We start from the raw sequence: 24,795 nt of genomic DNA on the forward strand, positions 1-24,795 counted from the left end.
TCCCCCGGTGGCCCCACGTTACTCCACTTCCCTCCACCCGCAAGGGATCCGAGCCGGGTTTCACCCGCCCGGACCTGGTGTCGTCGCAGGTCAAGCCCCGTGGAGGAAGGTGGAGGGATCCGGCAGCCCGCCCGCCCCGACGGCGCGCCCGCCGGGGCCTTGCCGCGCGAGGGACCCGCCATGCACACGTGAGGGCCGCTCACGGAGGCACTGACGGCCGGCCCCGGCGGCGTCCAGGACGCGGAGGGGGAGGGAAGTGGGGGGCCCGTGTCGCCTAGGCTCGTGCCAGTCCTGACGAAGGGGTCCCATGGTCCACGCACTGCCCACGACGAACGAGCTCGAGGACCTCGCCGAGGTCTCGAGCAGCATCCGCGCCTCCATGGAGACGGTGATCTCGGGACGCGAGGACCTCGTCCGTCTCACGGTCGCCGTCCTGCTCGCCGAGGGGCACCTGCTGCTCGAGGACGTCCCCGGGGTCGGCAAGACGACGCTGGCCAAGGTCCTCGGACGCTCGATCGACTGCACGGTGGGCCGGATCCAGTTCACCCCGGACCTGCTGCCGAGCGACCTGACCGGGGTGACCATCTACCGGGCCGAGCAGCACGAGTTCGAGTTCCGTCGCGGCCCCGTCTTCGCGAACATCGTCATCGGTGACGAGATCAACCGCGCCTCTCCCAAGACGCAGTCGGCTCTCCTGGAGTGCATGCAGGAGAGCCAGGCCACCGTCGACGGCACGACCTACCAGCTGCCCCGGCCCTTCCTCGTCCTGGCCACGCAGAACCCGATCGAGATGGAGGGGACCTACGCCCTGCCCGAGGCGCAGCGCGACCGCTTCATGGCGCGGCTGAGCGTGGGCTACCCGTCGCGGGAGGCTGAGGTCGAGATGCTCGACCGGCAGGAGGAGGCCGACCCGCTGAGCCACCTCGTCCCCGTCACGACCGCCGACGAGGTCGCCCGCATGGTCGGCATCGCCCGCCGGCTCTACGCGGCCCCCGGCATCAAGCAGTACGTCGTCGACCTCGCCGAGGCGACGCGGACCGACCCGATGCTCCGGCTCGGCGCGTCCCCCCGTGCCGGGATCCAGCTGCTGCGCGGGGCCAAGGCCCTGGCCGCGATGCAGGGCCGGGACCACGTGCTGCCCGACGACGTCCAGGCGTTGGCCGAGCCCGTGCTCTCCCACCGCCTGCTTCCCAGCACCGACGCCCGGCTCTCGGGACACACGGTGGCACAGACCCTCGAGGCGGTCCTCGCGCGGACGCCCGTCCCGGTCGCCGGGCGGGTCGCCGCCCCCGACGCCCGCGCGATCGGCTGATGGCCCCGCGGGTCCGACCGACCGGGCGGGGCCTCGCCCTCGCCCTCGCCGGCCTCGCCTTCCTCGTGGCCGGGGTCCTGGTCGGAGCGCTCGAGGTGGTCCAGATCGGCGCGCTGCTGCTCCTCGCCGTCGTCGCGGGTGGGCTCCAGCTGGTGGTCGAGCACCGTGCGCAGCGCCGCGGGCAGCTGCGGCTGACCCGGCGCGTCGTCCCGCACCCCGTGGTGGCCGGCGCGCAGGCCTCGGTCGACGTCGAGCTCACCAGCTCCGGAGGGTCCCATCGGCTCGATCGCCTCGAGATCGCCGAGCGCGCGGCCCGCGAGCTCTCGGGCGCGGGCGGTCTGCGCGCCCGGGTCCAGCGCGCTCCCGGCCGCCTGACCCTGACCTACGCGATCTCCCCCGAGCGCCGCGGACGCTGGGCCGTCGGGCCGCTCGAGGTGCGGCGTCGCGACCTGTTCGGCACCACGCACTCGCGCGGTCCCCTCGGCGAGCCCATGCTCGTCGGCGTCCGGCCCCGGGTCGCCCCGCTCAGCCTGCAGGAGGCCTCGAGCTCGCAGGACGTCGACCGTGCAGCGCTGGGAGCCAAGACCGCCTCGCCCGACGACTCCTCGCTCCGCGAGTACCGGGCGGGTGACGACCTGCGTCGGGTGCACTGGCGCTCGAGCGCACGGCGCGGGACCCTCGTCGTCCGCCAGGACGAGCGATCCGGACGCCGGCCCGCGAGCGTGCTGCTGGACATCGCGACCGAGGACGAGGCCGCCGAGTGGTCGATCTCCGCCGCGGCCTCGATGGCCCTCGCCCTCCTGGACGGCGGTCACCACACGAGGATCCTCGGAGGGGACGTCCTCGGCGCGGCGAACGACCACCACCGTGCGGACACGGGACCCGTGGCGGCCGAGGCCCTGCTGGACCAGACGGTCGACCTGCGCCGCCCGAGGGACGAGGACGAACGCCGGGGCTGGCTGGTCACCGCGGTCGACACGCTCACGGTCGAGGCCGGGGGGGCCGAGCTGGTGTTCGCGGTGCTCGGTGGCACCGACCGAGCCTGCCTGACCTCCTTGGCCCGCGTCGGCGAGGCGAGCCACGGGTGGGCGATGGTGCGCACCGCTGCCGAGCCCCTCCCGGACGAGGTCGAGACCCTCACGAGCCTGCGCCGAGCCGGGTGGACCGCCTGCCCGGTGACGGTCGGGGAAGACCTCGGCCGGGCCTGGGCCCGGCTGCTCAGCTCGGACGACCGTCTGGCGGTGCGCCGATGACACGGTCCCGGCCTGCTGTCACGGGCACCCGGGCGTGGCTCGGTGCCGCCGTCCTGTCGGTCGCGGTGCTCACGGGGGTCGCCACCCTGGACGGGCTCCTCGCGCCGGGTCCTTGGCTGGCCCTGTCAGCCCTGCTCGTGGTCAGCCTCACCGCGGCGGCAGCCGCCATCCGCTCACGCAGCACCTCCCGGCTGGCCCCGACCGGATGGACGAGCCTGCTGGCCCTCGCCGTCCTGTGGATCCTGTACGCCGGCCCCGGCACGGGCCCCACGGCGTCCCTGCCCACCGCCCCGAGCCTGCGACGGCTGACCGGCCTCGCCGAGGGAGGCGTCGGGTCCATCGCCGACGGGGTGATGCCCCTCGTCGCAGACCGGGGGGTCGAGCTGCTCGTCGTGACGGGGGCAGTGGTCGTCGCCCTCCTGGCCGACCTGCTCGCCCTCGCCCTCGGTCGCGCGGGCCTGGCCGGGGTCGCCCTGCTCGGCCTCTGGGCACCGGCGGCCGTCTTCGAGCAGAGTCCTTCCGGCTGGGTCCTGCTCGTCGGCGGCGTCGCCTTCCTCGTCCTGCTGAGCCTGACCGGGGGGCGGCAGCGCCGCGGGGCCCGCGAGCCCCGTCGCACTGCGGGCCCGACCGTGCTGGTGGCCGCCGGGGTGACGGTCCTCGCCCTCGTGGTCAGCCCCCTCGCCACGGCAGCTCCCTGGTTCAACACCGTCCGGCTGCCCTCGACCTGGGGCCCGCCGGCCATCGACGGCCCGCTCCGCCTCTCGACCGACCTCGACATGCGATCGAGCCTGGCCCCGCGATCGGATCGCCCGATCCTCACCTACACCACCGACTCCGCCACGCCGTCCCCGCTCCGGATGTTCACGATGGACGCCTTCGACGGCACCGAGTGGCGGCGGGGCGAGGCCCCTGAGGAGGTCACGGGGCTCGAGGGCGTCCTGTGGCCGACGAGCCCACCGAGCAGCGCTGCCGACGAGGAGGGTACGGACGGGTTCCGGATCACCGTCGGGGACCTCGACCAGGACCGCCTGCCGATCCCGCTCGAGCCTCGCGAGGTGCAGATCGCCGGCCCCTGGGCGTACGACCCCTCACGCGACGAGGTGGTCACCGACGGCCCCACCACCCGCGACAGCACCTACGTCGTCCGCACGTCCGCCCGCGACCTGAGCCCCGAGACCCTGCGTCGGGACGCCGCCGTCGGCGAGGACCCGTCGAGCCCCCACCTGTGGGTACCGGAGAGCCCGTTCACCGCCGAGATCACCGCGCTCGCCGTCGAGGTCACCGCCGGGAGCAGCACGACCTACGACCAGGCGCTCGCGCTCCAGTCCTACTTCCGGGACGCGGGCAACTTCCGGTACGACACCCAGGTCCCCGAGGCACGGACCGACGACGCGGTGTGGGACTTCCTGACCGACCGGACCGGGTACTGCGTCCAGTACGCGACGGCCATGACCGTGATGGCACGCAGCCTGGGCATCCCGTCGCGGCTGGCCGTGGGGTTCCTCCCGGGCCGCGCGAGCGGCACGCCCGGCGAGTACGTCGTCACCGGACGCCAGTCCCACGCCTGGCCCGAGCTCCACTTCGCCGGCGCCGGCTGGGTCCGCTTCGAACCGACACCGGCCACGCAGACCGGCCCACCCCCGGCCTACGCCGACCCGTTCCTGGCCGAGGAGCCCACCGAGGTCGAGGAGCCCGACGCCCCCGAGGCCGAGGTCGAGACCGAGCCGGAGGAGGCGCCCGGCGAGGCCGAGTCCCCTGCGGCCGGCGGCGAGGTGTCCGTCGGGGCGACCCGCGTCCCGGTGGCACTGGTGCTCGGGCTCGCGCTCCTCGTGGGCGCCGGTTTCGTGAGCCTCCTCGTGGCACGCCGACGTCGGCGCCGCGGACCGGCGCCGCCCCTGGACGCCGAGACGGCCTGGGCGACGCTGCGGGAACGCCTCGCGGCCCACGGCGTGGAGTGGTCCGCGGCGACGACGCCGCGGCAGGCGGCGGAGACGGTGCGGTCCTCCTGGGACCTGCTTCCCGGGTCGGTGGCCCTGCGGCGCGCCGAGGAGGGGCTAGCGCTGCTCCTCAGTGCCACCGAGGAGCAGCGCTACGGTCCTGACCCCGTGGTGGTCGCGGCGAGCGACCTCGAGGCAGCCCTGGACGACGTGCTCGCGGGGTGGGCACCGGCCGAGACCCGACAGGCGGAGAGGTCGCCTGTGCGCTGACCGACCTGGTGGGCCAGGCACTGAGCGCGACGGGACCCCTACCGAGCCCCGGGGCCCGGGGTCACGACCGACACGCGACGTCGGGTCGCCGGCCACCGGGCTCAGCCAGCCGCCGCTCCCAGGCCGAGTGGCCTTCTCCGGCCACGATCTTCCTCAAGCCGTTGACCGCGCCCGACGTGCTCGTCGGGCGGACGGCGCCCGTCGCGCTCGAGCTACTGACCGCGCTCGTCGCGCCGCTTGTCCCATCGCTCTTCCATGCGGGCCAGGAGCCCTGGAGAGGAACGCTTGGGCCCGCGCTGAGGACTCGGCCGCCCCCGCACGGAACCGTCGGCTCCGACCACTCCTGCGGGTCCGCGACGTCGCGGGGGCGAGAAGGCCAGGACGACGGAGATGAACATGCCGATGAATCCGAGGACCCCGAGCCATGCCTGGCTGGTCGCCGCGCCCACCACGAGGACCGCGAGACCGAGGAGGGCCCCGGAGCCGCAGAGGAGCCAGCGACGGATGCTCGTACCGCCCCGCCCCTGGAAGGTGTTCGCGAGCTTGGGGTCGTCAGACGTGAGCTGTTGCTCCATCTGCTCCAGTACGCGCTGCTCGTACTCGGACAGAGGCATCGCTACCTCCGCGCTGCCGGTGGGACGGGGACACCCTCAGGATAGATCCCCAGGGGGCTCAAGGATAGTTGACGTTCGCGAGGTCGCGTCCACGACACTCGCGGCGCGGACGGCCCCCGCACCGAAGCGCCGCCGAACCTCGTCCATGGCCTGCTCCGCACGGCGCTGCGGGGCGTGCCCGTCGTCGACCGACTCCTCGAGGGTGAGCGGGCGCGTGGTCGACGCGGTCAGCCCCTCAGCCCTCACCCCGACCAGGCGAACCGCCTGACCCCCGAGGTCCACGCCTGCGAGGAGCTCTCGGGCCGCGAGCGAGACCTCTCGCGCGGTATCGGTCGGCACGCCCAGGGTCCGCGACCGGGTCAGGGTGCGGAAGTCGGCCGACCGCACCTTGAGGCTGACGGTCCTGGCCACCAGACCTCGCTCGCGCAGCTGCGTCGCGGTGCGGTCGGCGAGGCTGACCAGATGGGTCTCGAGGACGGACCTGTCGGCGGTGTCCTCAGGCAGGGTGCTCTCGGCACCGATGCTCTTCTCCTGACGCACCGGGGTCACGGGACGTGGGTCTCGTCCCCACGCGAGGTCGTGCAGGTGCGCCCCGGCCACCTTGCCGACCGCGCGCTGGACGGTCGCCACCTCGGAGTCAGCGAGCTGGGCGACCGTGGTGATCCCCCAACGGGCCAAGGCGGCCTCGGTGCGCTCCCCGACTCCCCAGAGGGAACCCACCGGCAACGAGTGGAGGAAGGGCACGGTCGCCGCCCGCGGGATCAGCAGCACCCCGTCGGGCTTGGCCATCCCCGAGGCGAGCTTGGCGACGAACTTCGTCGACGCGATGCCTACCGAGCACGGCAGGTCGAGCTCGCGACGGACCCGCTCCCGGATCTGCTCGGCGATCACCGTGGGCGAGCCGAGCCGTCGACGAGCCCCGGAGACGTCCAGGAAGGCCTCGTCCACGCTGACCTTCTCGACGAGTGCGGTCACCTGGCCCAGGATCGCCATCACGGCGACGGAGGCTGCGCGGTAGGCCGCCTGGTCGGGAGGGAGCACGATCGCCTGCGGGCACATCCGGCGCGCCTGGGCCATGGGCATCGCCGAGTGGACCCCGAAGGCCCGCGCCTCGTAGGTGGCTGCGAGGACGACACCGCGCGACTCACCGCCCACGATCACCGGACGCCCGCGGAGATGCGGTCGTCGGACGAGCTCGACCGAGGCGAAGAAGGCGTCCATGTCGACGTGGAGGATGCCGCAGTGCGACTCGTCCGAGCCCCAGTCCGGCCGTGGCCCCCGACGCAACGGACCGCGGCTCATCCCCGCCTGCTCATGACGCCTCGAGATCGAGGGTGTGCTCGTGCGGCGGGAGGACGAGGGCACGGACCGCGTCCTGGAAGTCCTCCGCGGCGGCGACGGTCCGGTCGGCCCGGGTCTCGTCCACGTCGGCGTCACGGCCGGACTCGACCGCCGCACGGGTCGGGGCACCGGCAGCGAAGAACCCTGCCCAGGCAGACAGCTCCGGGGCGACCGCTGAGACCATGTCCCACACCGTACGCGGCATGGGTCGTCGAACGGGTCGACCCGTGACCTCGAGCAGGGCCGCCCCCGCTCGCAGAGCCGCGAGATGCCCGTGCACGAAGCGCTCGGCCGGGTCCGTGGCGAGCTCGGCCGCACCCAGCTCGGCGTCGCTCCGTGCAAGGAGGTCGACGACCGTCCGCGGGACCGGCGCCACCGCGTGGAGATCGCCTCGCTCCCCCTGGTGCGAAGACCTCGTCCGGCGTCGCGCCGTGCTGGTGCTCGTGATCATCGTGGTCACCTCCGTACGACGAGTATCGAACACCTGTTCGACGTGCGTCAAGTGCGTGACCAGGCGCACGGAGCACTAGCGTGTCGGGGTGCCCGATCGCCGACCCCGCTCCCGCCGAGGGCCCCGCGCCGTCGCCGCCGAGCCGGCCGCCTTGCCCGAGGGCCCTGTGCCGATCGACACGGGCTGGGTCGAGCTCGTCAGGGACCGCAGCGACCCCGGAGCCGTGACGGTGCTGGTCAACGGCGTACCGTCCTCCCACGTCGAGCTCGGCGACCCCACGTGGCTCGAGTTCGAGTACATGCAGCAGATGGCGGCCGTCGTCGACGTGCTGCCTCCTGGCCCGCTGGACGCGGTCCACCTCGGTGCCGGGGCCTGCTCCCTGCCGCGGTGGCTCGACGCACGACGGCCCGGATCCCGTCAGATCGCCGTCGACGTCGACGCCGCGCTGCTGACCCTGGTGCGGGCGTGGTTCGACCTGCCCCGCTCCCCCAGGCTGCGGTTGCGGCCCGGTGATGCGCGGGCGCGGCTCACCGAGCTGCCGGACTCGAGCGCCGACCTCGTCGTCCGGGACGTCTTCGCGGGTGACCGCACCCCGTCGGACCTCGGCACGCGCGAGTTCGTCGAGGAGGTCGCCCGCGTGCTGCGCCCCGGAGGGGTCTACCTGGCCAACTGCGCCGATCGACCGCCCCTCGAGCTGGCCCGGGCGGAGATGGCCACCATCCGCGCGGTCCTGCCCGGGGCAGCCCTGGTGAGCGAGCCGGGCATGCTGCGCGGTCGTCGGTACGGGAACCTCGTGCTCATCGGCACGCGCTCCGGTCAGGGTGACCTCGACCTGGCGGATCCCGGTCTGGCCCGCACGCTGCGCTCGCTGCCGGTCCCGACCCGGCTGCTGCGCGGACCCGAGCTCGACGCGTTCGTGGGGTCCGCCGCCCCCCTGGCCGACCCTCCTGACCCCCAGACGCCCCCCGCGGTCGGGTCGGAGCACGCGCCCTGAGGACGGGCGAGGCCGCACCCCCAGGGGTGCGGCCTCGCCCACTGCGCGAGCGCTGGCTCAGACCGGGCGGACCTGCTCCGCCTGCGGACCCTTGGGGCCCTGGGTGATCTCGAACTCGACCCGCTGCGCCTCCTCGAGGCTGCGGTAGCCCTCCGTCTCGATGGCTGAGTAGTGGACGAAGACGTCGGCGCCGCCGCCGTCCTGGGCGATGAAGCCGTAGCCCTTCTCAGCGTTGAACCACTTCACAGATCCCTGCGCCATACGTGTCCTGTCCTTCTGTCCATCCGGGGGACGTCGGTGACCGGGCCCGGCGCCCGGTCCTCGTGCCGCAGTGCCCTTGTCCCCCGCCCTGCGCCGGCGAGGGCCTCAAGGCCCCGTCGACGAGGTCACGGCTCGAGGTAGAGCTCTCCGCGAGCCGTGCGGAAGCACGTCACCGCAACGGGACAAGTCTGGCATGCGGCCGTCGACCAGCGCCAGGGTCGACGGCGGTCCCGACGCAGGTCAACGCATGATCACCGGCTGCGGTCATCCCCGTCCTGCTGGGCGAGGAACCTCTCGAACTCGGCTCCGAGCTCGTCGGCGGTGGGGATGTCGGCGGTCTCCGCGAGGAGGTTGGTCCGGCCGATCGCGCGGCTGAACGAGTCGTACTGCTCCTCGAGGGCACGGACCACCGCGGCGATCTCCTCGGAGTCGGCGACCTGGCTCTCGACCTCGGCCAGGACCTCGCGGGCGGCGCGCTCGAGCACCTGCGAGTCGAGCTCGAGGCCGGTGACCCGCTCGACGTTCTGCAGGGCGACCAACGAGGCATGGGGGAAGGCCGACTGCGCCAGGTAGTGCGGCACGTGGACCGCGAAGCCCATGGCGTCGTGACCCGCGCGCCCCAGCCGGTACTCCATCAGGGCGCTCACGCTCGCCGGCACCTTGACGGTCCCGAACCACGAGACCTGGTCCGCGACCAGCTCGGGACGGGTCCCGTGGGCGGTGACCCCGAGCGGACGCGTGTGGGGCACCCCCATGGGGACGCCGTGCACCCCGACCGTCAGGGGGACGTCGAAGCGCTCGAGGATCTGACGGACGGCCGCGACGTAACGCTCCCACTGGACGTCGGGCTCGACCCCGTGCAGCAGCAGGAACGGCACCCCCTCGCCGTCCCGCACCACGTCGACCACGAGCTCGGGCTCGGCGTAGTCGCTCCAGGTGGAGGCGTCGAAGGTCATGGCCGGACGACGGGCGCGGTAGTCGAGCAGCTCGTCGACCGCGAAGGTGGCCAGACGGGTGCTCTCGAAGTGCCCGGTGAGGTGCTCGCTCGCCAGCTGGCCGGCGTCGCCGGCGTCGACGAACCCGCGCACCATGTGCACGAGGACCGGGCCCTGGCCCACCTCGACGTGGCGTGCCAGCTCGGCCGCGACCTGCTCGTCGACCTCGTAGATCTCCCTGGGGTCCCGCATCTCGCTCTCTCCGCTCGCTCGACCGTTCCCCCGTGCCAACGCCGCGACCGTGGGGCTGATTCCCGGCCGACGTGGGGCCGGCTCCTCGCCGGACCCGACGATCAGCGCGAGGGCAGCCGCACCACCGTGAGGAAGAAGTCGTCGATCTGGCGGACCACCTCGATGAAGCGCGCGAAGTCCACCGGCTTGGTGACGTAGGCGTTGGCGTGCAGCGAGTAGCTGCGCAGGACGTCCTCCTCGGCCTCCGAGGTGGTCAGCACGACGACCGGGATGCGACGCAGCTCGTCGTCGGACTTCATCGCGGCCAGGACCTCGCGCCCGTCCATACGAGGCAGGTTCAGGTCGAGGAGCACCATGTCCGGGGTCGGGACGTCGGCGTACTCGCCCTCCTTGCGCAGGTACTGCATCGCGCTCGCCCCGTCGCTCACGACGGCCAGGCGGTTGACGACCTTGTTCTCCTCGAAGGCCTCCCGGGTCATGAGCACGTCACCCGGGTCGTCCTCGACCAGCAGCACGTCGATCGGCTTCTGCACCTCGTTCATCGGGTCCCGTCCTCCTGGTCGACCGTGCCGACCGTCTCGTCGTCGTGCTCGTCGTGCTCGTCGTGCTCGTCGTGCTCGTCGTGCTCGTCCTGCTCGTCGTGCTCGTCGTGCTCGTCCTCAGAAGTATCGGCGAGCGTCGGCTCGGGTGCCGCCTCGAGGGTCGTCCTGGCGGGCTCGACCGGGGCGGGCAGGCGCCAGCGGATCGTCGTCCCCTCGACGACGTCGTCGTCGATCCAGATGTCACCGCCGTGGTACTCGACGATCTTCTTGCAGAGCGCCAGACCGATGCCGGTCCCCTCGTAGACCTCCTTGGCGTGCAGCCGCTGGAAGATCACGAAGACGCGGTCCGCGTACTGCGGGTCGATGCCGATGCCGTTGTCGTGGCACGCGACCTCCCACGCGTCGCCGACCCGTCGCGCCGTCAGACGCACCTCAGGAGCTCGCTCGGGGTGCCGGAACTTGATCGCGTTGCCCACCAGGTTCTGGACGAGCTGGGTCAGCAGCGGCGCCTCCCCCCGGACCACGGGCAGTCCGGCGGAGGACACCTGCGCACCCGTCTCCTCGACCAGGGGCCCGAGGTCGAGGAGCACCTGGTCGAGCACGGCCTCCAGGGGGACGTCGGCGAGCTCCCCGCCGATCCGGCCCACACGGGAGAAGTCGAGCAGGTCGTTGATCAGGCGCTGCATCCTCTTGGCGCCGTCGACCGCGAAGGCGATGTACTGGTCGGCCCGCTCGTCGAGCTGGCCCTCGTAACGCTTCGCCAGCAGCTGGGTGAAGCTGGCGACCTTGCGCAACGGCTCCTGGAGGTCGTGCGAGGCCACGTAGGCGAACTGCTCGAGGTCCCGGTTGGAGCGCTGCAGGTCCTCGGTCTGCTCCTCGAGCCGCGCGTGGGACTCCTCCAGCGCGCGGCGCGACTCGGCGTGCGCCTCGATGGCCTGGACGAGCTGATGGCGCATGTGCTCGACGGCCCCTGCGACCTGGCGCACCTCCCCCGACCCGACGACGGTCACCTCGTGCGCGGTGTCCCCCGCGGCCACGGTCCGGGCGTCGGTCGCCAACCCCTCGAGCGGGTCGGTGACCCACCGGCGCAGGAAGTACCAGAGCAGGGCGCCACCACCCACGACCAGCACGGCCAGGGCCACGACCGTGCCCACGAGGGTCAGGGTCGCGGCCCGCAGGCCCGCAGCAGCCTCCTCGCGACCGGCGAGGAGCAGCTGCGTGTGCGCATGGAGCGGTGCGCGCACCTCGTCGAACAGCACACGACCACGCTCGACCTCCGCGACCGAGACCGCCTCGACCCCGTCCGTGCGCACCTGCTCGATGGCCGGCTCGGCCCAGTCGCGGTACCAGGAGGAGGCGGCCTCGGCCGCCTCGGTCCGGGTCCGGAGGATGTCGGAGTCGGCGCCGACGTGGTCCTCGAGCAGCATCTCGACGTCGACCTCGGGCTCCGCCGCGTCGACGATGCGCTCGAGCGGTTCGAGGGTCACCGGGTCCCCCGTCAGCAGGAACCCGCGCACGGCGGTCTCGGCGTCGAGGAGCTGGACGTAGGCCACGTCGGTCTGGGTGATGGCCTCGTAGTAGACCACCGTGACCTCGCGCTGGCGCGTCTGCACGGCGATCAGGGCCGCCACCCCGACAGACAGCGCCAGGAGCAGGACGAGCCCGGCAGCCACGAGGGCGAGGTCGACCCGTCGGCGCAGGCTCACCCCGTGCTCGGAGGCCGTCACGCGTCCTGACCCCAGCCGAGGACCACGAGGGCGGTGTCGTCGACCAGGTCGCCACCGTGGCGCGCACGCACGGCCTCGAGGATGCGGTCGACGAGGCTGAGCCGGCTCGCGTCGGCGTGCCGCCCGCGCCCGCCACGGACCTGCTCGGCCATGATCTCCTGGAGGCCCTCCTCGCCGAGCCGGGCGGACCCGCCGTCGATCGTGGTCTCCAGCACCCCGTCGGTGAACAGGATGATCCGCCACCGGTCGCCGAGCTCGACCCGCACCGAGGTCCAGCCCCCGAGCACCGGGATCCCCAGGGCACGCCCACGGTGCGCGCTGGGCAACGAGGTCGTCGGGTCGTCCAGGAGGAACGGTGTCGGGTGGCCGCAGAGGAAGAGCTCCATCGAGCTCCGCTCGGGGTCGACCACGACCATCACCAGGGTCGCGAAGATCTCGGGACGGCCACGCTCGGCCGAGAGGATCTGCTCGACCACGTCGAGGACCTGGGCCGCCGGGAGCCCCGCGAGGACCGAGGTGCGCCAGGCGGTCCGGAGGGTCGCCCCCAGCGCAGCCTCGTCAGGCCCATGACCGGCCACGTCGCCGACCACGGCCGCGACCGAGCCGTCGGCCCGCTCGACGACGTCGTAGAAGTCCCCCCCGAGGAGCCCGTCCCGGCCTGCCCGGTACCCCACGAGGACCTCGAGCTCGCCGTCGCCGACCAGCGGGGTGGGCAGCAGCGCCCGCTCGAGCCGACTGGTCTCCGAGGCGCGCAGCTGGGCGCGGTAGAGGTCTCGCTCCTGGGTCTCGGCACGTCGCCGCTGGATCGCGTAGCGCACGGCCCGGGCGAGCAGCTCGGGCGAGACCTCACCCTTGACCAGGTAGTCCTGGGCGCCCCGGGCCACGGCCTGCAGCCCCTGGCCCGTCTCGGCGAGCCCGGTCAGGACGACCACCGCGGGGGGACGTGGCGCGGCGAGCACGCGGTCCAGGGCCGAGAAGCCCGCGGCGTCGGGCAGGCCGAGGTCGAGCAGGACGCACTCGACGTCGAGCCGCCGCGCAGCCTCCTCGACCGAGCGGGCACGCTGCAGGTCCACCTGGATGCCTGAGTCCGCGAGGAGCTCGGAGACCAGCAGGGCGTCACCGTCGTCGTCCTCGACGAGGAGCACCCGGGCCGGGCGCTGGTTGAGCTCGTTGTACGGCACGGGGCACCTTTCGCGGGGACCGGGAGTCCGGCTCGTCGAAGGATGATCCTAGAGGGCGGGTCCGCGGCGCGGCTCCGCGGCGCGCGCGGCCGTGTCGGCACCACGGAGCGCGCCGAGGGCAGATAATGGACGGCCGCACCCGCACCACGCGTCGACCCAGGGGGCCCCGTGACAGGCAGGCAGGACCAGCTCCGCGAGGAGCAGGAGGCGGTCGACGTCCGGTATGCCCGGCTCGACGCGCTGCGTGACCAGGCCGCCGCCCGGCTCGCCCGGACCCGCAGGGTGGGACCCTCCGGGTCGCCTCAGAACCGCTCGGAGCGCGACGCCTTCGCGACGCTCTACGAGGACCGCCTCGCCCAGCTCGACGCCGTCGAGCAGCGGCTGTGCTTCGGTCGCCTCGACCTGACCGACGGGACCGGCCGGTACATCGGGCGGATCGGGCTGACCGACGCCGAGCACTCCTCGCTGCTGACCGACTGGCGAGCCCCTGCCGCCCAGGCCTTCTACCGTGCCACCGCCGCCCGGCCCGACGGGGTCGTCCGGCGGCGTCACCTGGTGACCCGGGGCCGGACCGTGACCGGCCTCGAGGACGAGGTCCTGGACCTCGACGCGCTGGCCGAGGCCGAGGACGGCGCCCTGGCGAGCCTCTCGGGCGAAGGCGCGCTGCTCGCCGCCCTCGCGGCCGGTCGGACCGGCCGGATGGGTGACATCGTCGCGACCATCCAGGCCGAGCAGGACGCGGTGATCCGCTCCGACCTCGCCGGCGCCCTCGTGGTCCAGGGAGGGCCGGGCACGGGCAAGACCGCCGTCGCGCTGCACCGGGCCGCCTACCTCCTGTACGCCCACCGCCGCACCCTCGAACGTTCCGGCGTGCTCCTCCTGGGGCCCAGCCGCGTCTTCCTGCGCTACATCGACCAGGTGCTCCCCTCGCTGGGCGAGACGGGGGTCGTGACGTCGACGATCGCCGACCTCGTGCCCGGCGTCGAGGTCCGCGCCCTCGAGCCCGACGCGGTCGCCGAGATCAAGGGCCGGCTCGGCATGGGACGCGTCGTCGAGCGTGCGGTGCGCCAGCGCCAGCGCGTGCCCGCGGGGCCGACCACGGTGCGGGTCGAGGGTCGGCAGGTCACGGTCCGCCCGCGGGACGTGCGCGAGGCGATCGCCAAGGCCAGACGCTCGAACAAGCCGCACAACCTGGCGCGGGTCGTCTTCGTCCGCGAGATGCTGGGCCGCCTCGCTGCGCAGTACGTCGAGCAGCTCGGGTCGCCCGTGCCCCCCGAGGACCGTGCCGAGATCCTCGAGGAGCTGCGGACCACGCGCGAGGTGCGGATCGCCCTCAACCTGGCCTGGATGCCCCTCACCCCTCAGGGCCTCATCTCCGACCTCCTCGCGAAGCCGGCGCGGCTCGAGGCCGCAGCCCCTGAGCTGTCCCGGGCCGAGCGCGAGCTGCTGCGGCGACCCGCCGACCACGGCTGGACGGTCGCCGACGTCCCCCTCCTCGACGAGGCGGCCGAGCTGCTGGGAGAGGACGACCAGGCCGAGCGGGCCCGGGCAGCTGCCGACGCGCGGCGCCGTCAGGAGGAGCTCGACTACGCACGACAGGTGCTCCAGTCCTCGGGGGCCGGGCGCGGGCTGGTGAGCGCCGAGGTCCTCGCCGACCGCTTCGCGCACAGCGGGCCTTCCCTCACGACGGCAGAGCGCGCCGCCTCGGATCGTTCGTGGACCTACGGGCACGTCGTCGTCGACGAGGCCCAGGAGCTGTCGCCGATGGCGTGGCGCATGGTCCTGCGTCGCTGCCCGACGCGATCGCTGACCATCGTCGGCGACGTCGCCCAGACGGCCGCGGCCGCTGGGGCGCGCAGCTGGGCGCAGGCCCTGGACCCGGTCATGCGGGGCTCGTGGCGTCTGACCGAGCTCACGGTCAACTACCGGACCCCGGCCGCCGTGGCCGAGGCCGCGCAGGAGGTCGCCCGGGCGGCTGGCCTCCCGGTGACCTCGCTGACCTCGGCCCGGTCCGTCCCTGGTGCCCTCGAGGTGGAGCGCGTCACCGCCGCAGGGCTCGAGGCTGCCGTCGTCGCCTCTGCCCAGCGGGCCCTCGCCGCGGTCGGGACCACGAACGACCCCGAGGCAGGTCGCGTCGCCGTCGTCGCCCCACCCACGCTGGTCGACGGGCTCCGCGAGGCCCTCGCCGCGAGCCCGGCGGCGCACGACCTGCTCCCCCCCGGGCAGGGCTCCCCGCTCGACGCCCGGCTCGCGGTCCTGACCCCGCGCGAGGCGAAGGGACTCGAGTTCGACGTCGTGCTCCTCGCCGAGCCGGCGCTGGTGCTCGAGAGCTCCCCCGGCGACCTCTACGTCGCGATGACCCGACCCACCCAGGCTCTGCGCGTCCTCACCTCACGGGGGCTCCCCGCCGGGTTCTGAGCGGCCGTGCCGGGAGGCTCCGTGCTCTGAGGTCCTGCGCTCAGGGTTGGCACTCGACCTGACCGAGGAGGGCGAGACCTTGGAGGTCCCCCGGCCCCAGGTCGGTGCGCGCCGAGGTGATCGGGTGCATGAGCTCGGTCGTGTCGTCCACGTGGTCCAGGCCCAGGACGTGCGCGAGCTCGTGGACGACGATCGCCCGAGCCTCGGCGTGGCCGCCGCTCCGCGCGAGGAGGCCCTCGATGTCGGGGGCGTCGAGGGCCACCCGTCCCGCGGCGAGCCACCGGCCCCGTCCGTCGGCCCCCGGGACCGCCGCCGAGCCGCCGACCCCGGCGACCTGGCCTTCGAGCTCGGGCAGCTCGGACTCGTCGGACCACGCGATCAGGACCGGTGCCCAGGCCTCGCCGTAGCGCTCCGGCTGGATGAGCGGACGGTCCATGACGGGGGCCTCGTCGGTGGTCCCCGCGTCGACGATCTCGAGGCCGCTGGCGAGGGACAGGATCGACACCGCCTCCTCGATCAGGGCGGTCCCGGACCGGGGCGCCCCGTCCTCCCGCACCACGTACTCGACCGGTCGGCACGGGTCGTAGCCGACCGGGTTCCCCTCGTCGTCGACGTGGAGGAAGGCGTGGGCCCCCTCCGTGGTCACGGCGACCTCGGGAAGCAACCGACCCTCGGCGGGGACCGGTCGTGGGACCGCCACGGCCCGCCCGTCGACCTCGACGTAGGCGCGAGGCCGGACGAGGTCGACGAGGTCCGTCCCGGTCAGGTGCGCCCCCGCGAGCACCACGAGGACGACCGCCACGAGCCCGCCCAGCACCTGACGGCCGCGGGCGCGGCGACGGCGACCGGCAGCGCGGTCCATCTGCCGCAGCAGTCGGCGCGAGCGACGGTGCTCGCGCCGGGAGATGACGTCCACCTCTGGATCATGGCACCGGGCGGGGTCGACAGCCCGCCGGACGGGCCCTGAGCCGCCGTCGGCGGGAGCACGAGCACCCGGACGGCCCAACGCGACCGCGACGTCCCGCCTGTCGGGCTCGTTTTGGTGCGCAGGGCCGAGAGGGCCACGATAGGCCCGTGCGAGCCCTGCTGCTGGAGAACCTGCATCCCCTGGCCACCTCGATCCTGGGGGCCGACGGGATCGACGTCGCGACCCGGGGCGGCGCCCTCGACGAGGACGAGCTCATCGCCGCCCTCCAGGGCGTCCAGCTCCTCGGCATCCGCTCCAAGACCCAGGTCACCGAGCGCGTCCTCGAGAACGCGCCGGACCTCCTCGCGATCGGCGCCTACTGCATCGGCACGAACCAGATCGATCTCGGCGCGGCGGCCGTCCGGGGGGTCGCGGCCTTCAACGCGCCGTTCTCGAACACACGGTCGGTGGTCGAGCTGACCCTCGCGGAGATCATCGCCCTCACCCGACGTCTGACCGAGCGGGACCGTGCCCTGCACGCCGGGATCTGGGACAAGTCGGCCGACGGTGCGCACGAGGTCCGCGGCCGGACCCTCGGCATCGTGGGGTACGGGAACATCGGCACCCAGCTCTCGGTCCTCGCCGAGGCGCTGGGCATGTCGGTGGTCTTCTACGACTCGGCCGAGAAGCTCGCCCTCGGCAACGCCCGACGCCTGGAGAGCCTCGACGAGCTGCTCGAGGTCGCCGACGTGGTGACCTTGCACGTCGACGGACGCGGTGGCAACGCGGGGCTCTTCGGGTCCCGCCAGTTCGGTCGCATGCGACCCGGCTCGGTCTTCCTCAACCTGTCCCGCGGCTTCGTCGTGGACTACGCCGCCCTGCGGGACGAGATCCTCACCGGGCGGATCGCCGGGGCCGCCGTCGACGTCTTCCCCGAGGAGCCGAAGCGTCGCGGCGACCCGTTCGAGTCCGACCTGCGCGGCCTGCCCAACGTCATCCTGACGCCGCACGTCGGCGGCTCGACCGAGGAGGCCCAGGAGGCGATCGGGCAGTTCGTCTCGAACAAGCTCCGCGACTACCTCGCGCACGGCTCGACGATGCTCAGCGTGAACCTGCCGAACCTCGCCCTCGACGCCCGGACCGGGGCCCATCGCCTGGTGCACCTGCACCACAACACCCCGGGGGTTCTCGCCGGGATCAACCGCACCCTGGCCGAGCACGGCGTCAACATCGACGCCCAGCTCCTGGCCACCCGGGGCGACCTCGGCTACGTGGTGACCGACGTCGGATCGGGCCTGGCCCCTGAGCTGTGCAAGGAGCTCGAGACCATGGACCAGACGATCCGGCTCCGCCTGCTCTCCTGACCCCGGGGCACCAGACCCGCCGCGCGCACCTCCTGCTGCCGTGCGCTCCGTGCCCGGACGCTCAGCCGGTCTTGCGCCGGAAGGTGCGCTGCGCCGGCCCGGTGGTCTCCGAGCCGTGCACGCTGCCCGTGTTCCGGCGACCGTCCGCCGACCGGTGCTGCTGGTCCTTCTTGCGGTCCAGGGCCTCACGGAACCGCGCCTTGGCGTCCTGGGGCTCCTGGGTCCCGTCCTGGTCCTGCTGATCGGGCTGCGTCATCTCGCGACCTCCTGCTCCGCGGGCGCCGGGCGCGACCGTCGACCCCAGGGTGACCCCTGGTCGGGCAGGACGCCAGGCCATTCTCGGCGCTACCGTCACCAGCATGCAGCCCCACCGCCCGGCCTCGTCCCGCTACGACACCATGACCTATCGCCGGGCGGGTCGCTCAGGCCTGGACCTCCCGGCGATCTCGCTCGGCCTCTGGCAGAACTTCGGGGCCGCGGACCCCTTCGCCACCCAGCGGGCCGTCGTCCTGCGCGCGATCGACCGCGGGGTGACCCACCTCGACCTCGCCAACAACTACGGGCCCCCTCCTGGCTCCGCCGAGGCGAACCTGGGCCGCCTGCTGGCCTCTGACCTGCGGGGGCTACGCGACGAGCTCGTCATCTCGACCAAGGCCGGGTACCGGATGTGGCCCGGACCCTACGGAGAGCACGGCTCACGCAAGTACCTGCTCGCCTCGCTCGACCAGTCGCTCGCCCGCCTGGGCCTCGACACGGTGGACATCTTCTACAGCCACCGCTTCGACCCGACCACCCCCCTCGAGGAGACCCTCGGCGCGTTGCGGACCGCCGTCGAGTCCGGGCGGGCCCTGTACGCCGGGATCTCCTCCTACAGCGCCCGGCGCACCCGCGAGGCCCTGGCGGTCGCCGACCAGATCGGGTTGCGGCTGCTGGTGCACCAGCCGTCCTACTCGATGCTCAACCGGTGGATCGAGGAGCCCTCCGCCGAGGCGGACGGGGCCTGCCTGCTCGACGTGCTCGACGAGGCAGGGCTCGGGGCGGTGGTCTTCTCACCGCTGGCCCAGGGCATGCTCACCGGGAAGTACCTGGACGGGGTCCCCGCCGGGTCCCGTGCGGCTCGGGAGGGTTCGCTCCCTCCGGCCTTCCTGCGCGAGGACACCCTCGGTCACGTGCGAGCCCTGGACGAGATCGCACGGCGACGCGGCCAGAGCCTCGCGCAGATGGCTCTCACCTGGGCCCTGCGCGATCCCCGGGTCACGTCCGTGCTCCTGGGGGCCAGCAGCCCCGAGCAGCTGGACGAGAACCTCGCCGCCCTCGACCACCCCACCCTCGACGCCGAGGAGCTCGTCGCGATCGACGAGCACGCGATCGACGCGGGGATCAACCTCTGGGCGGAGCGCTCGAGCGACCTGTGACCACCGGGGGCCGTGACGGGGCCCCCGGACCTACGACTGCGTAACCTACGTCGCCGTAACCTAGGCTGGCCCGGTGAGCACCTCCGACGACCGCCCGTGGATCTCCTCCTACGCCGACGGGGTCCCCCCTGACCTCCCGCTGCCCGACGCGCCGGTCACCGCGGCCCTCGCCCGCGCCGCCGCCGAGCACCCGAGCCGCGTGGCGACGGACTTCATGGGCGCGGTCACGACCTACGGGGCCCTCCAGCGCCGGGTCGACCGAGCTGCAGGCGCCTTGCACTCCCTCGGCGTCCGGCCCGGCGACAGGGTCGCTCTGGTCCTGCCGAACTCGGCGACCCACGTCGTCGCCTTCTACGCGGTGCTGCGCCTGGGCGCCGTCGTCGTCGAGCACAACCCGACCTACACCAGCGACGAGCTGGCCCACCAGCTCGCGGACAGCGGGGCCGTCGTCGCCCTCTGCTGGGAGAAGGCAGTGGCCCCCGTGCTCGAGGCCCTCCCCCGCACCGCCGTGCGGACCGTCGTGGCGATCGACCTGAGCGCCGACCTCCCGGCGATCAAGCGCGTGGCCCTGCAGCTGCCCGTCGCCGCGGCCCGACGCACCCGCGCCAGCATGCGGTCTCGGGTGCCGCGGGACGCCGGGGTGCTGCGCTGGGACCGGCTGGTCCGCCGCGCTCGCCCGTTGCCCGCCGGCCACCCCCACCCCGAGGTCGAGGACGTGGCTCTGCTGCAGTACACCGGCGGGACCACGGGGACCCCTAAGGGGGCCGTCCTGCGTCACCGACACCTCGCCGTCAACGCCGCCCAGGGCCAGGCCTGGACGCAGCACGGCGAGGCGACCGAGACCGTGTACGCCGCACTGCCCTTCTTCCACGCCTTCGGTCTGACCCTGTGCCTGACCTACGCGGTGCGGATCGCCGCGACCGTGGTGGTGTTCCCGCGCTTCGACGTCGACACCGTGCTCGCCGCCCAGCGACGGCGTCCCGCCACCTTCATGCCCGGTGTCCCGCCGATGTTCGAGAGGCTCGCCGAGGCCGCCGAACGGACCGGCGCCGACCTGACCTCGATCACCGGGGCCATCTCGGGGGCCATGGCGCTCCCGGCCGAGACGGCTCGACGGTGGGAGACCGTCACCGGCGGTCTGCTGGTCGAGGGCTACGGCATGACCGAGACCTCCCCGGTCGCCCTCGGCAGCCCGATGTCCGCGGACCGGCGACCCGGCACCCTCGGCCTCCCCTTTCCCTCGACCACCATCCGGGTGGTCGATCCGGAGGACCCCACCCGCGAGGTCCCGCGCGGGGAGCGTGGTGAGCTGCTGATCTCCGGGCCGCAGGTCTTCGACGGCTACTGGAACCGGCCCGAGGAGAGCGCCGCCACGCTGGTCGAGATCGACGGCCGCACGTGGATCCGCACCGGTGACGTGGTCGTCGTGGAGGAGGACGAGTTCGTCCGCCTCGTGGACCGCATCAAGGAGGTCATCATCACCGGTGGGTTCAACGTCTACCCCTCCCAGGTCGAGGAGCACCTCCGGGCCATGCCCGAGATCCAGGACGTCGCGGTCATCGGCGTCCCCGGGGGCGACCTGGGCGAGAAGGTCGTCGCCGCGGTCGTCCTCGCCGAGGGGGCGACCCGCGTGGAGATGGCCGCTGTCCGCGCATGGAGCGAGCAACGTCTGGCCCGCTACGCGCACCCCCGCGAGCTGGTCGTCATGGCCGAGCTGCCGCGGTCGCAGATCGGCAAGGTGCTGCGCAGGGTCGTGCGTGAGCAGGTGCTCAGCCGCCGCGGCGCCACGGACCACCAGGACGAGAACCAGCCCACGCCCGGGCCATGACGTCGACGCCGTGCGCCGGAGTCAGCGCACGGCGCGCAGGGCTCGCACGCGGACGAAGGCGTGCACCTCGTCGAGGATGATGACCTGGCGGTCCGTCTGCTCGAGCAGCTCGACCATCCGTGAGCGGTCGACGTCGAGGGCCGGGGCGAGATCGATGAGCGTCTGCCAGAGCCCGCGCTTCCCGACGACCGCGCTACGCAAGAGCTCGACCTCGAGCAAGGTGGTCGTGGGCGAGCTGCGCATCTGGCTCCGTGCGGCCTTGATCCTCGACACGCGCTCGCCCAGCCACGCCAGAGCCTGCTTGGGCAACGCCTGGGTGACACCCCAGGCCTCGAGCATCTCGTCGAGCTCGTCCTTCTCGGCCGCGACCTCGCGAGCGACGCGGTCGAGGCCGGCGGCCACCGGGGACCTCTGCAACGTGTCAGCCGTGCGCCGCAGCCGGCGCGCGCCGGCCACCGAGCCCGCGAGGTGGTCGTTCAGATAGACCGCGAGGAGGCGACGGTCGATCGACGCCGACTCGCCGTCGCGCTCGTCGTGAACCAGGGGTGCGTCCTCGGTTGCCATGGCACCCAGCCTCACACCGACCCCGGCCCGCCGCCAACCCAGGGCCACGGTTCTCCAGCGGGGGAGCGCCGCACCACGCTGCCGCTCAGGCCTTGGCGTCAGACTCCGAGGTCACGTCGTCCAGGTTCTCAGCACGCTCGGCGCGCAGCACCGTGATGGAGGCCTCGAAGTCCTCGAGGGAGTCGAAGGCCTGGTAGACGCTCGCGAAGCGCAGGTACGCGACCTCGTCCAGCTCACGGAGCGGACCGAGGATCGACAACCCGATCTCGTGGGCGTCGAGCTCGGCGCTTCCCGTCCCGCGGAGGTTCTCCTCGACCCGCTGCGCGAGCAGCGCCAGGTCGTCCTCGCTGACCGGCCGACCCTGGCAGGCCTTCCGGACCCCGTTGACGATCTTCTCCCGGCTGAAGGGTTCGGTCACCCCCGACCGCTTGACCACCGACAGGCTCGCGGTCTCGATCGTGGTGAACCGCCGGCCACACTCGGGGCACTGCCGGCGTCGACGGATCGAGGAACCGTCGTCAGCGGTCCGTGAGTCGACGACCCGCGAGTCTCCATGCCGACAGAATGGGCAGTGCACCGAACCTCCTGGTGTCGCGGGACGCGCCCGCGCCTCGCCCGGCCGGTCTCAGCGCGTTCAACACACCGGGCCAGGTCGTGCGACACCGTACGGCTCCACCTGCAACGGTGCAAGGACGAGCCCCGGGGTCGGGGTCATCCAGCGACCGGCACCACGATGCGCTGCCCGGCCGTGAGACCAGCGCCCGAGAGCTCGTTGACCGCGATGAGCTCGTCCACGACCTCGCGGAGGTCCTGCCCGGGCTCGGCGACCGCACCTGCGATGCCCCACAGCGTCTCCCCCGGTGCGACGACGTGCGTCGTGACCGGGACCGCGACGCCCGGGCCCTCGGCCGCAGCCGACTGACCGACGACGAGCGCGCCGAGGCCGACGAGGATGCTCGCGAGCACCACGACGACGCGGCCGCGCGCCGTGAGGCGCACCGCGGGCTCCTGGCCCGCGGACCGCGCCATCCCGGCCCGAGGAACCTGGACGGCCCGAGGGCGCGAGCTGTGGCGAGGCCCCTGGGCTCCACGCACATCACGGTGTCGGCCGAGCGCGGTCAGCTCGTCCTGAACGCTCCACGCGATGACGGTCATGGTCTGCCTCCTTCGAACGTCTGTTCGTCGAACATCTGTACGATGTGTAGCACGGATCCTCCGCAGATGTCGAGACACGCTCGAACAGGTGTTTGATCCGTGGCACGGTCCGCCCTAGGCTGACCGGTGTTGGACAGCACACCACCGCCCACTGACACGGAGTCCGCGTCCCTTCGCAGACCAGGTCCGCGGGCCCGTCGCAGGAGGTCATGTCGTGGCACCGAGCAGAACCCCGTCCGGAGGCTCCGACGGTGTCGCGTCCGTGCACGCCCTGCCCGACGGCCCGGCGGACGGGGACGGGCTCACCACCCGTCAGCGCCTCGTCCTCGAGACCATCCGAGCGAGCGTCGAGCAGCGGGGGTACCCCCCGAGCATGCGGGAGATCGGCGAGGCCGTCGGGCTCACGAGCCCCTCGTCGGTCAAGCACCAGCTCACGGCCCTCGAGCGCAAGGGCTACCTGCGACGCGACCCGAACCGGCCGCGGGCCATCGAGGTCGTCCACCCTGACGACTCGCGGGCCATCAGCCCCCTCGCGTCCTTCGGCGAGGAGCAGCTCGCCCCCGGGGACGACGCGCCCGCCCCCTCCTACGTCCCCGTGGTCGGCCGTATCGCCGCCGGCGGCCCCATCCTGGCCGACCAGGTCGTCGAGGACGTCTTCCCGCTACCCCGCCAGCTCGTGGGCGAGGGCGACCTCTTCCTGCTCAAGGTCGTCGGGGACTCGATGGTCGAGGCTGCGATCTGCGACGGCGACTGGGTCGTCGTGCGGCGACAGCCCGTCGCGGAGAACGGCGAGATCGTGGCCGCGATGATCGACGGCGAGGCGACCGTCAAGACGCTGCGACGCACCGACGGGCACGTGTGGCTGCTCCCGCAGAACTCGTCCTACGCCCCGATCCCCGGCGACGACGCCGTCGTGCTCGGGCGGGTCGTGAGCGTCCTGCGGAGCCTCTGACGCGTCGGTCTGCGGCGGCCCGGGCTCAGAGGCCGAACCGACGCGCGACCGCGCGCACGGCGTCCGCCGAGCGACGCAGGCCCTCGTGCTCCTCGCGGGACATCGCGATGTCGAGGCGCGCGCCGACCCCCGTCGACCCGACGACCGAGGGCACCGAGAGACACACGTCGGAGATGCCCTTGTAGTCGTCGAGGAGCGAGGAGACCGGCAGGATGCGTCGCTCGTCGTTGAGGACCGCCTCGATGATGCGCGAGCCGGCGAGGGCCACCGCGTAGTTGGTCGCGCCCTTGCCCGCGATGATGCGGTACGCGGAGTTCACGACCTCCTCGGCGATGCGCTCGCGGTCGGCCGCACCCAGACGACCGACGGGACCGTCGGGGCCGGGCATCCCCGGCCACTCGGTCAGAGGTACCGAGCCGATCGAGGCCGAGCTCCACAGCGGGATCTCGCTGTCCCCGTGCTCTCCCGCGATGTACGCGTGGATGTTCTGCACGGCGACCCCGGTGTGCTGGGCCAGGAGGTAGCGCAGCCGCGAGGAGTCGAGCACCGTCCCCGAGCCGAAGAGCTGGTGGGGCGGGAGACCCGAGACCTTGAGAGCCGCGTAGGTCACGATGTCCACCGGGTTGGTGACCATGACGTAGACGGCGTTCGGTGCGACCTCGACGAGCTGAGGCATGATCTTGCGCACCAGCCCCACCGTGGCCTCGGCGAGGTCGAGACGGGACTGGTCGGGCCGCTGCTTGGCCCCGGCGGTCACGACGACGACGTCGGCACCCGAGCACACCGCGATGTCGTCCGAACCCGTCACGTCAGCCATGGGCATGAACTGGATCCCGTGGCCGATGTCGAGGGCCTCGGCCTCGACCTTGGCCGCGTTGATGTCGTACAGGGCCACGCTGCGCGCGGCGCCACGCATCAGGGCCGCGTAGGCCATCGTCGCGCCGACGCTGCCAGCGCCGACCACCGCGAGCCGGGTGGTCCGTCGGGGCTCGATCGCCCCACGCACCGTGCCCTCGACGGCCCCGGCCGCCCTGTCCGCGTGCTCCGCCGTCATCGCGTCCCCTTTCCCTCGTCCGCGCCACCGGTCCGCGGACCGAGCGCGTGCCACGTGTGCTCCGCAGC

General features: G+C 73.3%; 23 protein-coding genes. 9 read left to right on the plus strand and 14 right to left on the minus strand.

What is annotated here, in order from left to right; genetic code table 11:
- The first annotated feature begins 307 nt into the window (after positions 1–307).
- From J4G33_RS15800 to J4G33_RS15810, 3 genes are read left to right on the plus strand one after another with little or no spacing between them, the layout of a single operon-like run.
- Positions 308–1,312 carry an AAA family ATPase gene (locus tag J4G33_RS15800; protein WP_208056952.1) on the plus strand — a complete coding sequence of 335 codons (1,005 nt, stop codon included), beginning with the start codon at positions 308–310 and terminating at the stop codon, positions 1,310–1,312.
- The gene (locus J4G33_RS15805; RefSeq protein ID WP_208056953.1) at positions 1,312–2,565 is read left to right on the plus strand and encodes a DUF58 domain-containing protein; all 1,254 of its coding nucleotides are present in this window, start codon (positions 1,312–1,314) and stop codon (positions 2,563–2,565) included. Before J4G33_RS15800 ends, J4G33_RS15805 begins: the two co-directional genes overlap by 1 nt.
- Positions 2,562–4,772 (plus strand): transglutaminase TgpA family protein, encoded by a 2,211-nt coding sequence (locus tag J4G33_RS15810; RefSeq protein WP_208056954.1) that lies wholly within the window; start codon positions 2,562–2,564, stop codon positions 4,770–4,772. The genes J4G33_RS15805 and J4G33_RS15810 overlap by 4 nt, the downstream gene beginning before the upstream one ends.
- A 212-nt stretch (positions 4,773–4,984) precedes the next feature.
- Here the strand turns inward: J4G33_RS15810 and J4G33_RS15815 are convergent, their stop codons facing one another.
- The 3 genes from J4G33_RS15815 to J4G33_RS15825 are packed head-to-tail and all read right to left on the minus strand — an operon-like array spanning position 4,985 to position 7,178.
- Positions 4,985–5,386, minus strand: coding sequence for an SCO2097 family morphological protein (locus tag J4G33_RS15815; RefSeq protein WP_208056955.1), 402 nt, complete (start codon positions 5,384–5,386; stop codon positions 4,985–4,987).
- 36 nt (positions 5,387–5,422) lie between these two features.
- Positions 5,423–6,688 carry a DNA polymerase IV gene (locus J4G33_RS15820; RefSeq protein WP_208056956.1) on the minus strand — a complete coding sequence of 422 codons (1,266 nt, stop codon included), beginning with the start codon at positions 6,686–6,688 and terminating at the stop codon, positions 5,423–5,425.
- 10 nt (positions 6,689–6,698) lie between these two features.
- Positions 6,699–7,178 carry an SAV_6107 family HEPN domain-containing protein gene (locus J4G33_RS15825; RefSeq protein WP_208056957.1) on the minus strand — a complete coding sequence of 160 codons (480 nt, stop codon included), beginning with the start codon at positions 7,176–7,178 and terminating at the stop codon, positions 6,699–6,701.
- A gap of 88 nt (positions 7,179–7,266) precedes the next feature.
- Here J4G33_RS15825 and J4G33_RS15830 point away from each other — a divergent pair, with 88 nt between their 5' ends.
- Positions 7,267–8,172 carry a spermidine synthase gene (locus tag J4G33_RS15830; protein WP_307793960.1) on the plus strand — a complete coding sequence of 302 codons (906 nt, stop codon included), beginning with the start codon at positions 7,267–7,269 and terminating at the stop codon, positions 8,170–8,172.
- A 57-nt stretch (positions 8,173–8,229) separates the two neighbouring features.
- Here the strand turns inward: J4G33_RS15830 and J4G33_RS15835 are convergent, their stop codons facing one another.
- The 5 genes from J4G33_RS15835 to J4G33_RS15855 form a co-directional block, all read right to left on the minus strand.
- A complete protein-coding gene (locus J4G33_RS15835; RefSeq protein ID WP_208056958.1) occupies positions 8,230–8,433 on the minus strand; it encodes a cold-shock protein in 204 nt (67 codons plus the stop codon).
- A 251-nt stretch (positions 8,434–8,684) separates the two neighbouring features.
- Positions 8,685–9,620, minus strand: coding sequence for a proteasome assembly chaperone family protein (locus J4G33_RS15840; RefSeq protein WP_208056959.1), 936 nt, complete (start codon positions 9,618–9,620; stop codon positions 8,685–8,687).
- A 101-nt stretch (positions 9,621–9,721) separates the two neighbouring features.
- On the minus strand, positions 9,722–10,162 hold the full coding sequence (locus J4G33_RS15845) for a response regulator (RefSeq protein WP_208056960.1): 441 nt from the start codon (positions 10,160–10,162) through the stop codon (positions 9,722–9,724).
- Positions 10,159–11,889 carry a sensor histidine kinase gene (locus J4G33_RS15850; RefSeq protein WP_307793961.1) on the minus strand — a complete coding sequence of 577 codons (1,731 nt, stop codon included), beginning with the start codon at positions 11,887–11,889 and terminating at the stop codon, positions 10,159–10,161. The genes J4G33_RS15845 and J4G33_RS15850 overlap by 4 nt, the downstream gene beginning before the upstream one ends.
- Positions 11,886–13,070 carry a PP2C family protein-serine/threonine phosphatase gene (locus J4G33_RS15855; RefSeq protein ID WP_208056961.1) on the minus strand — a complete coding sequence of 395 codons (1,185 nt, stop codon included), beginning with the start codon at positions 13,068–13,070 and terminating at the stop codon, positions 11,886–11,888. The genes J4G33_RS15850 and J4G33_RS15855 overlap by 4 nt, the downstream gene beginning before the upstream one ends.
- Positions 13,071–13,238: 168 nt before the next feature.
- Here J4G33_RS15855 and J4G33_RS15860 point away from each other — a divergent pair, with 168 nt between their 5' ends.
- Positions 13,239–15,488: a HelD family protein gene (locus tag J4G33_RS15860; protein WP_208056962.1), complete on the plus strand. Its 2,250-nt coding sequence runs from the start codon at positions 13,239–13,241 to the stop codon at positions 15,486–15,488.
- A 40-nt stretch (positions 15,489–15,528) separates the two neighbouring features.
- Here the strand turns inward: J4G33_RS15860 and J4G33_RS17890 are convergent, their stop codons facing one another.
- The gene (locus J4G33_RS17890) at positions 15,529–16,404 is read right to left on the minus strand and encodes a matrixin family metalloprotease (protein ID WP_208056963.1); all 876 of its coding nucleotides are present in this window, start codon (positions 16,402–16,404) and stop codon (positions 15,529–15,531) included.
- A gap of 158 nt (positions 16,405–16,562) precedes the next feature.
- On the opposite strand from J4G33_RS17890, the gene serA reads away from it, so the two are divergent.
- On the plus strand, positions 16,563–17,759 hold the full coding sequence (serA, locus tag J4G33_RS15870; RefSeq protein WP_208056964.1) for a phosphoglycerate dehydrogenase: 1,197 nt from the start codon (positions 16,563–16,565) through the stop codon (positions 17,757–17,759).
- Between the two features lie 61 nt (positions 17,760–17,820).
- Here serA and J4G33_RS15875 read toward each other — a convergent pair whose 3' ends face one another.
- On the minus strand, positions 17,821–18,015 hold the full coding sequence (locus tag J4G33_RS15875; RefSeq protein WP_208056965.1) for a DUF5302 domain-containing protein: 195 nt from the start codon (positions 18,013–18,015) through the stop codon (positions 17,821–17,823).
- Positions 18,016–18,118: 103 nt separating this feature from the next.
- On the opposite strand from J4G33_RS15875, the gene mgrA reads away from it, so the two are divergent.
- Positions 18,119–19,174 (plus strand): L-glyceraldehyde 3-phosphate reductase, encoded by a 1,056-nt coding sequence (gene mgrA, locus J4G33_RS15880; protein WP_208056966.1) that lies wholly within the window; start codon positions 18,119–18,121, stop codon positions 19,172–19,174.
- A 73-nt stretch (positions 19,175–19,247) separates the two neighbouring features.
- The gene (locus J4G33_RS15885) at positions 19,248–21,002 is read left to right on the plus strand and encodes an AMP-binding protein (protein ID WP_208056967.1); all 1,755 of its coding nucleotides are present in this window, start codon (positions 19,248–19,250) and stop codon (positions 21,000–21,002) included.
- A 21-nt stretch (positions 21,003–21,023) separates the two neighbouring features.
- Here the strand turns inward: J4G33_RS15885 and J4G33_RS15890 are convergent, their stop codons facing one another.
- From J4G33_RS15890 to J4G33_RS15900, 3 genes are all read right to left on the minus strand, one after another.
- Entirely contained in the window at positions 21,024–21,566 is a 543-nt protein-coding gene (locus J4G33_RS15890) for a hypothetical protein (protein WP_208056968.1), read from the minus strand.
- 85 nt (positions 21,567–21,651) lie between these two features.
- Positions 21,652–22,143, minus strand: a complete 492-nt coding sequence (gene nrdR, locus J4G33_RS15895; protein ID WP_208056969.1) for a transcriptional regulator NrdR — start codon at positions 22,141–22,143, stop codon at positions 21,652–21,654.
- A gap of 134 nt (positions 22,144–22,277) precedes the next feature.
- A complete protein-coding gene (locus J4G33_RS15900) occupies positions 22,278–22,721 on the minus strand; it encodes a LysM peptidoglycan-binding domain-containing protein (protein WP_208056970.1) in 444 nt (147 codons plus the stop codon).
- A 262-nt stretch (positions 22,722–22,983) separates the two neighbouring features.
- Here J4G33_RS15900 and lexA point away from each other — a divergent pair, with 262 nt between their 5' ends.
- Positions 22,984–23,673 (plus strand): transcriptional repressor LexA, encoded by a 690-nt coding sequence (gene lexA / locus J4G33_RS15905; protein WP_307793968.1) that lies wholly within the window; start codon positions 22,984–22,986, stop codon positions 23,671–23,673.
- Positions 23,674–23,698: 25 nt separating this feature from the next.
- On the opposite strand, the gene J4G33_RS15910 is transcribed toward lexA, so the two are convergent.
- Positions 23,699–24,727 (minus strand): L-lactate dehydrogenase, encoded by a 1,029-nt coding sequence (locus J4G33_RS15910; RefSeq protein ID WP_208056971.1) that lies wholly within the window; start codon positions 24,725–24,727, stop codon positions 23,699–23,701.
- Positions 24,728–24,795 lie beyond the last annotated feature (68 nt).

The sequence above is a fragment of the Actinotalea soli genome (assembly GCF_017565425.1).
GTDB classification, from domain to species: domain Bacteria; phylum Actinomycetota; class Actinomycetes; order Actinomycetales; family Cellulomonadaceae; genus Actinotalea; species Actinotalea soli.